14 protein-coding genes and 1 pseudogene are annotated in these 12,145 nt (G+C 49.0%); 12 read left to right on the top strand and 3 right to left on the bottom strand.

Going from position 1 to position 12,145, the window contains the following annotated elements; genetic code table 11:
- The first annotated feature begins 126 nt into the window (after positions 1-126).
- The 12 genes and pseudogenes from BRW63_RS29300 to BRW63_RS25915 all read left to right on the top strand — a co-directional run bounded on the left by BRW63_RS29300 (position 127) and on the right by BRW63_RS25915 (position 8,671).
- Positions 127-417, top strand: coding sequence for a hypothetical protein (locus BRW63_RS29300; RefSeq protein ID WP_223257524.1), 291 nt, complete (start codon positions 127-129; stop codon positions 415-417).
- A 10-nt stretch (positions 418-427) separates the two neighbouring features.
- Positions 428-1,987, top strand: a complete 1,560-nt coding sequence (locus tag BRW63_RS28635) for a type ISP restriction/modification enzyme (RefSeq protein ID WP_073075223.1) — start codon at positions 428-430, stop codon at positions 1,985-1,987.
- 12 nt (positions 1,988-1,999) lie between these two features.
- Positions 2,000-2,245 carry a hypothetical protein gene (locus tag BRW63_RS25955; RefSeq protein ID WP_073075222.1) on the top strand — a complete coding sequence of 82 codons (246 nt, stop codon included), beginning with the start codon at positions 2,000-2,002 and terminating at the stop codon, positions 2,243-2,245.
- Between the two features lie 57 nt (positions 2,246-2,302).
- Positions 2,303-2,497, top strand: a complete 195-nt coding sequence (locus tag BRW63_RS25950; RefSeq protein WP_073075221.1) for a DUF2281 domain-containing protein — start codon at positions 2,303-2,305, stop codon at positions 2,495-2,497.
- Complete coding sequence (locus BRW63_RS25945) at positions 2,482-2,814, top strand: type II toxin-antitoxin system PemK/MazF family toxin (protein WP_073075220.1); 333 nt, start codon at positions 2,482-2,484, stop codon at positions 2,812-2,814. Before BRW63_RS25950 ends, BRW63_RS25945 begins: the two co-directional genes overlap by 16 nt.
- Positions 2,815-2,928: 114 nt before the next feature.
- Positions 2,929-3,090 carry a hypothetical protein gene (locus tag BRW63_RS29745; protein ID WP_244913294.1) on the top strand — a complete coding sequence of 54 codons (162 nt, stop codon included), beginning with the start codon at positions 2,929-2,931 and terminating at the stop codon, positions 3,088-3,090.
- Positions 3,091-3,669: 579 nt separating this feature from the next.
- Positions 3,670-3,996 carry a nucleotidyltransferase domain-containing protein gene (locus BRW63_RS25935; RefSeq protein WP_073075219.1) on the top strand — a complete coding sequence of 109 codons (327 nt, stop codon included), beginning with the start codon at positions 3,670-3,672 and terminating at the stop codon, positions 3,994-3,996.
- A pseudogene (locus BRW63_RS30115) lies at positions 3,993-4,127 on the top strand (HEPN domain-containing protein); the annotation flags it as partial. The gene BRW63_RS25935 and the pseudogene BRW63_RS30115, both read left to right, overlap by 4 nt.
- A 10-nt stretch (positions 4,128-4,137) precedes the next feature.
- Positions 4,138-4,368 carry a hypothetical protein gene (locus tag BRW63_RS29290; protein WP_223257525.1) on the top strand — a complete coding sequence of 77 codons (231 nt, stop codon included), beginning with the start codon at positions 4,138-4,140 and terminating at the stop codon, positions 4,366-4,368.
- Between the two features lie 13 nt (positions 4,369-4,381).
- The gene (locus BRW63_RS25925) at positions 4,382-7,501 is read left to right on the top strand and encodes a hypothetical protein (RefSeq protein ID WP_073075218.1); all 3,120 of its coding nucleotides are present in this window, start codon (positions 4,382-4,384) and stop codon (positions 7,499-7,501) included.
- Positions 7,492-8,019: a C-terminal helicase domain-containing protein gene (locus BRW63_RS29285; RefSeq protein ID WP_073075217.1), complete on the top strand. Its 528-nt coding sequence runs from the start codon at positions 7,492-7,494 to the stop codon at positions 8,017-8,019. The genes BRW63_RS25925 and BRW63_RS29285 overlap by 10 nt, the downstream gene beginning before the upstream one ends.
- Positions 8,020-8,140: 121 nt before the next feature.
- Positions 8,141-8,671, top strand: a complete 531-nt coding sequence (locus BRW63_RS25915) for a hypothetical protein (protein WP_073075213.1) — start codon at positions 8,141-8,143, stop codon at positions 8,669-8,671.
- A gap of 58 nt (positions 8,672-8,729) precedes the next feature.
- Here BRW63_RS25915 and BRW63_RS25910 read toward each other — a convergent pair whose 3' ends face one another.
- Genes BRW63_RS25910 through BRW63_RS25900 form a run of 3 tightly spaced genes read right to left on the bottom strand, consistent with a single transcriptional unit; the run spans position 8,730 to position 11,753 of the window.
- Positions 8,730-10,613: a protelomerase family protein gene (locus BRW63_RS25910; protein WP_073075214.1), complete on the bottom strand. Its 1,884-nt coding sequence runs from the start codon at positions 10,611-10,613 to the stop codon at positions 8,730-8,732.
- Positions 10,614-10,619: 6 nt separating this feature from the next.
- A complete protein-coding gene (locus BRW63_RS25905) occupies positions 10,620-11,537 on the bottom strand; it encodes a Fic family protein (RefSeq protein ID WP_073075215.1) in 918 nt (305 codons plus the stop codon).
- 36 nt (positions 11,538-11,573) lie between these two features.
- Complete coding sequence (locus BRW63_RS25900) at positions 11,574-11,753, bottom strand: hypothetical protein (RefSeq protein WP_073075216.1); 180 nt, start codon at positions 11,751-11,753, stop codon at positions 11,574-11,576.
- Between the last annotated feature and the right edge of the window lie 392 nt (positions 11,754-12,145).

Here is a 12,145-nt window from a genome sequence, read left to right as displayed (position 1 = left end):
GGGCTGAAGCACCGCTCTGCTTATCTCAATGGCGATTTCACGCGCTCTCAACCTTGGCTCAGGGTTGGCTGATTGAATTGAGTAGTTATGCTCATCGCAAAGGTGAGATGCTCCCGGTCGGGGCAGGTGCCGTTGGTTCTACCGACTGAGGGCGGACTGCGACAACGTAATATTCAGTCGTTTGCTTGGGGGTCGGCGGAGCTAGAGACGCGACTAAATCGGTTGCGGCAGGGAGAGTTGCCGATCGCGACCAAGGCGTTGATTTCGATTCCGTTGGTGGAGCGGGCGTTTTATGAACCGATTAAGACGGCAAAGGAGTTGGCGCAGCTATTGGCGGCGGCGGCTCGACGGATTGAGCAGATTATCCCCAAGGTTTATAAGAGTGAGGAGCGGCGGTATCCGGCGAGGGGGGGGTGAAGAGGGCTATTTGCATAAGCTGTTAAAGAGTTTTCAGCAGGAGTTGTTGCCGTCGTTGAGTTTGGCATCTGAGAACGAGAAGGATTATAGTTTTTCGGATATTTATGCTCAGACGATCGCTTACTCGTTGTTTACGGCGCGGATCTTTAGCTATGTGCAAGATCAGCGTCAGGGTAACCCAAAGGAGACGCTGTTTGATCGGGAGTCGGCTTGGCGGCAGTTGCCGGAGACTAACCCGTTTTTGCGTCGGTTGTTTCAGGATGTGTCGGAGCGATCGGGGGATGAATTGGGCGATGAGTTAATTGGGGCGATCGCTGAGATTTTTGCGATTTTGCGAGCGGCGAAGATGGATGTGATTTTGCAAGACTTTCGGGAAAAGCAGAATCGGGAGGATATTGTGATTCGCTTTTATGAGGATTTTTTGGCGGCTTATAAGCCAGATATGCGAGAGCGTCGAGGCGTTTATTACACGCCGGAGCCTGTGGTTTCTTATATGGTGCGATCGGTCGATGTGTTGTTAAAGGAGAAGTTTAACAAGCCGTTGGGACTTGCCGATCCAGAGGTGATGATTCTTGACCCCTTTTTTGGATTCATGCAACAAAGCCTTCGCAACTTACAAATTTCCGATGATGTGATGTCTACTCAATACGCTTTACCTGATACAAGAGACTGGAAAATCAACTCTCGTCGCCGCTCTTTATCTTCTAACAAAGAATGGGAAAAGCATTTAACCAAATGTTTATATCGTCCTTTTGATGTAAGAGCCTACTATCATCATAAAGATGTAGTTGAACTCCCTCGTAATGAAGTGATGAAACAAATGCTATTGGGAGAAAATCTGGGGCTAATTACAATGCGTCAGATAATTAACAATGAATACTCTCATTTTGGTGTAACAAACACAATCTGTTCTCATGGAACTTTCTACTTAGGAAATAAGGGGCAAGACTACCTTTTCCCACTCTACCTCTACCCCGATCAAAACAGCTTAACCCCGAACCGTCGCTCTAACTTCTCCCAACTCTTTCTCAACGACATCACCGCCAAACTCAGCTACACACCCACCCCCGAAGCCATCTTCTACTACATCTACGCCATCTTCCACTCGCCCACCTACCGCAGCCGCTACGCCGAATTCCTCAAAATCGACTTTCCCCGCGTCCCCCTCACCCGCGACGACACCCTATTTCGCCAACTCGCCACCTACGGCGAGCAACTCGTCGCCCTCCACCTGATGAAATCCGACACCCTAAAACCCCATCAACCCCCGCAATTTATCCAGCAAGGCGGCAAAAACATCGTCGATCCAGCCCATCCCAAATATGACATCAACACCCGCAGCGTCATCATCAACAAAAAAGGCGATCGCTTCACCGACATCCCCCAACCCGTCTGGAACTTCTACGTCGGCGGCTACCCCGTCTGTGCCAAATGGCTCAAAGACCGCAAAGGACGTACCCTCAGCCCCGCAGACATCGCCCACTATCAGCAAATCGTCATCGCACTGGGCGAAACCATTAAACTAATGGCAGCGATCGACCAAGCCATACCGGGATTCCCGATCGAATAGGAGACACAACCCATGACCACCAAGGAAGAACTCTCTCAAGAAATCGAGTCCGCTCCAGAAGCGTTGTTGGCAGAAACGCTCAACTACCTGCGCTACCTAAAAGCAACACAGCCCCACAAAGCCTCTACTTCGTCTCAGCCCATACCCAAAAAAACTAATTCAAAAGCATCTACAGGAGGCTCATTCCTAAACCATCTCGAAGCAATTGGCTCATGGCAAGGCGATGACCTCGAAGAATGTTTACAGAGGAAATCGTGACGGAGATTCAGCGGTGTTTAGCTATTTGTATGATGCTAAAAAACAAGGAGATCAGTCATGACATCAAAAGAAGCAGTCATTCAAGAACTAGAAAAAATCCCCGAACATTTGCTTGCCGAAGTTTTAGACTTCATTCAATTTCTCAATATAAAATACTCAAAAGAAGAATTAGAAACCCATCTTTTGAGTGAATCATCGTTGGCAAAAGATTGGCTCAACGTTGAGGAGGATCAAGCATGGCAAAATTTATAAGGGGCGATGTAATTATTGTCCCATTTCCCTTCTCTGACTTAACCCAAACCAAACGTCGTCCGGCGCTTGTCGTTGCGCCCCTGGCGGGAGACGATGTAATTTTGTGCCAGATTACCAGTCAGGCAACTCGTGATGACTATGCAATAACGCTTACAAGAGATGACTTTATCTCTGGAGAGCTAAACCAAGTCAGTAATATTCGCCCCAATCGCATTTTTACAGCCGATCAAAACATCATTCTCTACTCGGTTGGGCGCTTACAATCTGAGCGGTTGGAGCAGGTGATCATCAAGATAATTGAAATATTAAGACCATAAAAATATGCTGATTGAATAGCACGCTATTTCTAAATGCCTGATCGAGGAGGACGTAAGTTTACTAAAACGAGCAAACAATATCAGGATTTCCGATTATCTAGGAGTCATTTCCCCATGACCAGACCCGCCATTCTCCAACCCGGACAGTCTTATACCTTCAGACAATACTTTGAGATGACCTACGAGCCAGAAGACATCCTGGCAGAATTTGGCTACACCCTAAAACGAGCGCCTCTATGCTTTACCCCAATCCACCCTAGACCTCGATCGACTTGATAACTTCAAAACCCGTATCGAAGAAAGTCTCCCCTACATCAGCCTCACCAGCGAAGCCGCCCACCAGGAACTGCTGATCGCTCCCCTGCTGCTAGAGGTAGTCCACTACACCCATGCCCAACTTCGCATTGAATATCCGCTCAACGTCACCGAGCAACTTAAAGGCTCCCTCGACTACTACCTTTACTCAGCCGGAAAACTCCTCGTCATTGAAGCTAAAAACGCAGATCTAGCTAAAGGCTTTACCCAACTTGCGATCGAGCTGATTGCTCTCGATCAGTGGATCGAATCTGAACAACCTATCCTGCAAGGTGCGATTTCGACCGGAAACATTTGGCAGTTTGGACGGCTCGATCGCAACTCTCGTGAAGTGACTCAAGACCTCGACCTCTACCGTGTTCCCGCCGATCTAGACGATCTGTTGCGAATTTTAATCAAAATTTTGGAACCCTAACCCGATGGCTCTACTCTCATTATGATATTGAATTTTTGATGATGCCGCTCAACTTGAAGGCTCCCTCTAATCACATCGATCGCAATCCTCCAACGTCTGAATCCCTGATCGCCTGGTGAATTACCATGACCCATCCCCACCTCACCGAAATTTTGGCAAAGCTGCGAACCTATCTAGAACAAGAATATAGCGATCGCTTGGCTCAAGTAGTGCTGTTTGGTTCTCAAGCACGAGGCGATGCCGAACTCGATTCTGACATTGACGTAATGATCATCCTGAGCGGTGCCGTTGATGTTTGCACAGAGATTGATCGTATCAGCAATTTCTTAGCAGCACTCTGCCTTGACTACGCCGTGTTAATCTCCTGCATTTTCACGTCAGAACAACAGTTTCAGAGCAAAAAGGATGCCTACTTCTTCCGCAACGTTCATCAGCAGGGAGTTCCAGTATGACTTCCGAGCAGCAAGACCTGCTACAAAAAGCCACCAGCAGCTTAGAGGCTGCAAAAGTTTTGCTAGAGAATGGATTCCCAGAATTTGCCGCTTCCCGTGCCTACTATGCCATGTTCTATATCGCAGAGGCATTTCTGGAGGGTGAAAGGCTCTCCTTCTCAAAACACTCGGCTGTTATTTCAGCCTTTGGGCAACAGTTTGCCCGGACTTGGGCGCGTTCCGATCGAGTTTCACCGCAACTTAATCACAGCAGAACAAATCCGCCTTCAAGGAGATTATCAAAGTCAAGGTAATGTCTCTCCAACTCAAGCTCAAACTCTGATTGACCAGGCAGCCAAATTTATCACATTGGCAGCACAGCAAATCCAATAAACCACACTTCATCATGCTCGAAGCCGTCATCCAAAATCTGACTCGTCAGCAGCGCCCCTACTACCTGCCTCAAGGCAACGCCATCAAAGGAGTTAAAGGTCAACACTGGCTGATCTTTCAGCATCGAGACACCGACAAAGGCGGCTTCCTCAAAAACATCGTTTCTCTCCTGGGCTTTAAAGACAAAGCCGTTTCCCACAAAATCCTGCGGATCGATCCCAACACCGCCAAAATTTACACCTACAATCCCCGCAAACCCGGCGATCTACCTTCTCCCGCCTTCCTCCGCACAGGCAACCTCAAAGTCATCGAGAAATTCCTCACCCTAGAGCGCACCACTAAAGAACCCGCCCTCCTCAATGGCAGCTTTCGAGAAATCAAAGGCATCAAACGGCGCTACAGTCTCCCCTCCCAGCTAGAGGACTATCACAAAGCTACGGCTCAGATGCTAGAACGCAGCAGCATTTACCGCCGTTCTACTGCTTACTTTGACAGTGGCGTTCTCAAACTTTACGAAGAACCCTTGCAAACGATCGTTCAAACTGAAGGGCAAATTCGCCTCCTGATGGACTGGCAAGGATTCACCAAACGCGCTGATGTTGCAGAACTGGAAAAGCTGCACAACTCTGAATATCGCGCCCAATTCATTCAGCGCACTCTACAAGAGTTTCTTCAAGGACTCGAAGAGAATGCCTTCAATGGAACTCAAATTCTAGCTGAATTAATTCGGTTGGAATTCTTAGAGATCAAGCTGGTCAAGATGAGTCAGCAGCGCTCGCTCTATCACAAGAAGACAGGCATTTTTAGTGATCGACTGGATAACCATATTCTGCACGAAGGCTCCGATAACTTCACTCGTGCCGCCCACTCTCGCAATGCTGAAAGCGTCACCTTCCTTTATTCCTGGGAGCAGCTTGACCAGGAAACGATTGAGCAAAGCATTCAAGAGTTCGATAGCGAGTGGCAGCGGCAAGACCTCGCCTATGACCTGACTCAAGAGTTCCTTCAGCAGGTGCTGCAAGAGTACGATCGTCGCGCCGAGCAACGCCAGCCACACATCGATCAAATTACCCCCAATGCCCTCTCCCCCGGCGAAACCACCGAAGTCAAAATCACGGGTGACAACCTCGATCAAATTGATAGCATTACCATTCCCGGCAACACTCTGGTAGAAGTCACTATTACTGAGCAGACTCCAGAAGAAATTACCGCTGACTTCACCGTTTCCTCCGACCATCCGCCCCAACCCATCACCGATTTTCGCGTGAGAGACAATGCGGGTGGAGAATATACCATTCAGCCAAAGCAACCGCCTCAAGTCAGCCAGGTTGAAGCACTGCCAAACTTCGATGAGATCGAAGGATTTCAGCAAGCCGTTGAACTGATTTTGTCTGGGCAGTACGGTACACCCAATGATTTTCTTTACTGGCTGGCACAGCAGCGCCCTCGGCAGTTCCGAGTCGAGCGGAGTGACTTGCTCGACGACTTAGTGAATCAAGGAACGCTGTTTGAACACCAGAAGTCAGGTGCTCAACACTGCCTGCGCGTCATGCAAGATTTTGGCATTTCCGTTTGCGCTGATGCGGTCGGTTTAGGAAAGACTCGGTTAGCCGCAACCGTTTCCCAGCTTTACCGTGCCACTAATGGACAAGCCAAAATTGCGATCGTTGCCGCTCGTAAGCTACACGACAACTGGAAACGCGAGATGAGCGAACTAGGTTTCAGCGAAACCGACTACGAGCTTTACAACAAAAACCTGATGAGCCGGAAGGGTAACGGTTTCATCGATGACTTCAATCGCTATGGTGGTCCCGACCTGGTGATCATCGATGAGGCACACGAAGGCATTCGCAACTACAAAAACCGGATTCACAAACTCTGTCTGCAAATTCGAGAACGCGATCGCGACTCTGGACGGCAACGTCACTTCTTACTGCTGACAGCAACGCCTTGGAACAACCGCCGCGAAGACATCTACAATATCCTTCAGCCTTTTCTAACCCGACCAGAAGGTTTCACTGAGGCAGGCTTTCCGGTTGAAGTCGCCCAGTGGTTCCAGAATCGTGAAACTGGCGTAGAGCAATTCACCGATGATTCCACCCTATTTCGGCGCACCTACCGGGAACTGTTTCTGCAACGCACCCGCCAAATGCTTCGGGATGCTATGCCCGATCTCAATGTCTACGCCAAGCGGCAGGCTGAATGGCTTCCAGTCGAATTTGAAACCAGTACCGAAGCTGCCCTAGAGCAAATCTTCACCCAATTTGAAACCCAACTGTATATCCCATTTGCTGATCCCGTTCGTTACCTGACCGGCAGTGTAGAGCAGCGCGGTCTGCTGCAAAATCAACGGCGCTTTTTCCTGCAACGGGCAGAGTCTAGTATGTATGCTCTCCGTCGCACGATCGTCAATTTCAAGGGACGAATTGAGGAAATGCAATCGCGTCTAAGCAGCGTCACCCCTGATGGTGATGGGTTAAAGCAGTTTATTCTACTGCACTATGGTTTTGAGTCAAATCAACCGGAACAGCTTAACTTTGATACTTTCAATGACCGAGAAGCCTGGAGCGAAGAGTATGAGGAAGATGAGGACGATGAAGAACAAACCGAAGTAGAACAGCCAGAAAAGCGGCAACAGCTTCGTCGCACCATTGATCTGGCGATCGCTCGGTTGCAATCTGACCCTGTAGAAGCCCGCAGGGTGTATGACTCGATGGGGTCAGCCTGTGACAATGACTTGATGCAGCTTCAGGAAATTCAAGACCTCCTGGCAGATGAGTTTGTCAAAGACCACAAGCGAGAACAGGTTTCGCGCAAAGTGCGAGAACTAGTGAGCCAGGGCAAAAAGGTTCTCCTCATCTCTATTTTCTCTGACACAGTAATCGACTACTACCGCTACATGACTCAAGACGAAGTAATCGACCGTCTTGGCATCGGCATGGCGATCGGCTCAACCAAACGTTACTACCCCAGTGCTAGCGGTCGCGCGATTCAGATTTCGCCCCACAACGCCTTACGATCCGGCAAGCAGCGCACAAGCATTAAGCGACAAGACCTATTTCGCCTGTTTGCGCCAGCAGCAACCTGTAAGACTGTAGCTGAACGTCCCCTGATGAAGATGTCATGGTGCTAATCGGGTCTGAAACGTTGTCAGTCGGACAAAACCTTCAAGATGCTGACTACCTAATCAACATTGATTTGCCGTGGAATCCAATGACGTTAGAGCAGCGAATTGGTCGCATCGATCGCCCGAAGCAGCACCCCTGTGAAACCCTCTATATTTACTACGCCAACAGTGAGAGCCAACTGCTACGGCAAGCTAGCCGCCTCGCTAACCTCAATAAAAAGTTAATTGGCGAGAACCAAATAGGACAGGATGGTGTAACTCAGAATGTACCGAACGTGAATGACTTGGACGCGTCCATTTATGGCGATACCTTATTTGATGACACAATTTTGCCAGGATATGTAAACTTTATTCGCGATCTGGTTGTTGCAAGACGACAGACTCAGGAAAGCTTTCAAGAGACCCTTTACCGCACATCAGAAACGTCGCGTGATCTTTATACCCAGCAGGAAATTGTATTCAGCGAGGAGGGTGCGACCTCCATCCGATACATTGGAAAAAACCGATTACCTTTTGCTCCATAAGGGTTTTGAGTGCCTGTAAAATTGATCAATGGATAATCAAAAGGACTACTGTGAAATCGTTCAAAAACCTTATCAGCAGGAGGCTTGAGTCACTTTAGTATCAGGTAGAGGTCGCACCCCCATGAGAGAAGCCCTGACGACTTATGGCACGATCCAAGCCAAAATCGATAATTCTGTCGATCGGGTCAAGTCTCAAGTTGATCGGGTAGACATCATCCGTGAGCATTGGAATCAGGATGCTGATGCGCTTCTGCCAAAACTTTCAACCGCTTTTGATGCTGCTAGAAAAACCTCCACAGAAGCACATCAGGCTGAAATGAGGAAGAATGCCGAAGCTCACTTGCAAAATTGGGCGCAGGAGTTAGAACGCACTCGCACTTCTTATTTGAAGGATATCCGCCATCAGGGTTTCTTTCAGTCGCTGGGTATTGGCACTGTGGCGATACTACTGTGTTCTGGTTTATCAGGATGGGTAGGCTGGCAGATGCATCAAAAGCACTGGGAACAGCGTTTTGGTTCCGCTGCCCAGTTTGATTGGTTCACAAGCTTATGGTTTACAAAGGATAACCAGCAGCGGTTTTATCAGTGCCACAAGACTCAGGATCAACGTTCTGGAGAAGACCAAAACAAATGCACAATCTGGTATCAGTAATCCCATTGAGTTTGGTATTCAAAACCCCTAATTACGCCAGTAATTAGGGGTTTACTATTTAAAGCCTGCTTTGGACCCACTCTTTAATTTCCCCAAAGTCTCTACCGTAGTTATGACGATCGGGGTCAAGCGCATACTCAGAGTTATGCTCGTGAATGTCGTTTTTGAAGACCTCCATCACCCGCTTCACCGCAGGCATATTTGAGCCAGTTGACTTCTGTAACAGGGATTGAGTGATCGCAAACTTTTCGCTGTCTGAGTCGTGATGGCGGTTCCATTCCATAATTGCCGTCATTGCCGTCTCTACTCGTTGATCGGCGCTCCCTGCTTTGGTAATGTGTTCGCGCTTTGGCTTTGACTGGGTAGGTTGAACAGGTCTTACAGGCTGGACTTCAGTTGCCGCTACCGAGACTTCTACAGGTTGTGGCGGTGCGATTTGAGCGGTAGGAGGAGTTTGTTTCAGCAGTTCAGTCAGCCCCTCGATTCGTTGTTGGTAGGCTTGCCGCTCTTGAGCAAACTGCTGTTGCAATGATTCATTTTGGTTTTTAACCTGTTCTAGTGCCGCTGCCGCCTGGTCACGCTCCTGCTTCAGTTCTGTCAATTGGGATCGCAGGTCTTCAATTTCGCGGGTAAAAAAGCTTGTGTCTGTTGCGGTCGGTGCTTGGGGTTGCTGTGTACTCATTTTCTCTACGTGGCTCCAAAGGCGTTGCATTTCCTGAGTTAGGGTTGAAATTTGCTCAGTCAGGGCAGAGAACGCCTCCGGCGCAGCAAAGCTGACGGAGATCGTCGATTCTGGTTGCTGAGTCGGTTGCGTTTCTGGCAAAGTTTCAGGCTGGCTTTCCGAAATTGGTTCGATAGGGGTAGGCAGTGTCTCCCCATCAGTCAACTTCACGCCCCTGGAACCGATGTGTTTGCCATTACCGTCAATTAAGTAATAGTGAAAGTAATGCTGTGTGGCGCTGGAGTTGCCCCGCTTCAGTTCCTCCTCCGAGATAACGTGCCCTAGCCGCTCCTGCACAAATCGAGCCACACCCCGCGATGGTGGGCAAAAGAAGTGTACACAGATTTCGCCATACACCCCTCGCAAGTTGTGTATAGTCACACTCGCTTCACCTTCTAGCACCGGAATAATGCCTGTAGTGCCAAAATGCCGATGGACAGCCCGCTTCACAGAATTGGCAAGACTGCGGTTGATGTCCTTGGTAGAAGCCCCAAGCACACGAGCAATTCTGGGATGAGAGCGAAACCGTTCCAATGCTGCCAACACATCAGCAGCGGGAATCAGGCAAGGGGTCAAATAGCTATCAGCCGTCGATTTCTTCTTGAGTTGCCCTGAAAAACCCACCCAGTAGGGCTGATCAGTTGCCACAATGTTTCCTTTATCCACCACTTCACTAAACCGTCTGCCCGTCGTTGCCGCAATGCCGACAGCCAGTTCAAACGGGTCATCTGAGTGCAGCAGTTCAGCCGCTTTCGCTAAATACTGTTCAGGGTTTACAGGCTTGAGATTGTCCTGCTTTGCGTTGTTGAGTTCAGCCGACTTGAGCGAGATCGCGCTATAGGTTGCATTGTCATACTTGAGAAAATCCAACGCTCGATGATCATGAGCTTCCCCCGTTTCCCCAGACTCGCGCTTGGTGTAGGTATACTGGCGACTCGTCGCTTCAGTCATGGGCAATCCGCCTTCTGCTGCCATCGCCTTGATGCCTTTGCGGTACATCGGTAAATAGACCTTCCCGATCGTAGCTTTCGGGTAGCCCTCATCGAGAAGAGCGATCTCAGCCTCACAGAGTGCTTTAATCTCATTCTGAGTCGTCGAGTCTTTCAACCGTTCGACGAACGACTCAATCAATTGATGCATCTCATCGTGAGTTAACCGAGTACGTTCCCCCGATGAGATGCGATCGCGGTAGCGAGTGATGATAACTTCGCGGTCATTCATGATGAGTTAGAAATAATGGATGATTTGTTCAAAAAAGCCTTGCCCCTGACCGCGACTACTTGCCGCCGTCGCCACCACACTGAGAGACTCAATCAAAGCTTCTTGCGCTGCATTCGCCACCAGAATGAAGAGCGCTTCAGTGCCCCGATCCGCCTGAGCCTGGACGATCGCATCGATATAGTCTGAGCGCTGTTGATTCGTGATCACAGTGATCGGGAACCCTGAGCGAATCAGCAATAAATTCATCAACAGACGAGCCAACCGCCCATTGCCATCTTGGAACGGATGAATCGTCACCAACCGCAAATGAGCCTCAGACGCATAAACGATCGGATGTAAGCTCAAAGCCTCCTGAGAATTAAGCCATTGCACAAAGCTGATCATCAACGCCTGCACCTGATAGTGAGGTGGATAAACATACTCAGTTCCCGCCGCCTTCACATCCAGTCGTCGAAATCGACCTGCCATTTCCGGGTCAATTTGCCGCAAAATCAGACTGTGAATCTGCCTCAGTTCCCATTCATCAATGACCGCATCAGCTTTAGCAAACGACTCAATATAATTGATCGCCTGCTCATGCCCAATCACCTCCAGATGCTCTTTAAGCGACTTACCCGCGATCGTGATGCCTCGTTCCAGCACTAAAGCCGTTTCTCGGAGCGAGAGCGTATTGCCCTCGATCGCATTTGAGTGGTAAGTGAAGCGGACATCATAGCGTTGCTTCAGTTCAGCCACAATCTCGCCGTTCAAGGGACGAAACAGGTCAAGCATCGCCTTGAGCCGATCCAAATGTTCCAGCCTATTTGAGAGCGACTGTGACTGCGGTGAAAAAGACAGCCGCGCCCTCAACACCTGTTCTGCCGAAAGTGATTGAGATTGAAGAGCCAAGATCCAGCGATCGTAGGCTTGAGTTGAGTGATTCATAGAAATTGGTAAAGCAGTAGTTGAAGAATACCGGGTCTAACCATTTTCAGAGAAAGCCTGCTGATTGAGCCACCAAGCGGCGGTGTGCCTTGCCCAGTTGCGTTCTTGAGCAATGGCAGTGACAGCCCCCTCAATCTGGATTTGTTCATCAGCGGTCAAAACTGTCTTGCGAAGCAGGTCAATGATCGAAGCGGTTGAGACGGTAGTTGATAACATGGTTCTTACTCCTTAGTGGGGTAGGGCATCCGATCGGATTGGCGTTTGGCGGATGCCTTTTGAATTAGGGTGTTGTCGATCCCTATACAACCACTATACACTCATCTGTCTATATATGCAACCCGTACACACAGCCACACAAATACATATATACACCCTAATTTCAAATGATTTGAATTACTTATACAGTCACTATTTAGCCATGTACAACCATCAAAAGATTCTATGTATACACCCAAATCCATACAAGCTTTCTATGTATAGATGTATGACAAGATGCGATCGCTCCACACCTAAAACCCTAGAATGCTTGTCCTATATAGCTCTCAGCGTTTTGCGTCCGTTTAGGAGTGTACAACTATATATNGACAGGGATCGCAAAACAGGGGTGT

It is taken from the genome of Phormidesmis priestleyi ULC007, from assembly GCF_001895925.1.
GTDB classification, from domain to species: domain Bacteria; phylum Cyanobacteriota; class Cyanobacteriia; order Leptolyngbyales; family Leptolyngbyaceae; genus Phormidesmis_A; species Phormidesmis_A priestleyi_A.
This window is presented reverse-complemented; position numbering and strand designations above follow the sequence as displayed.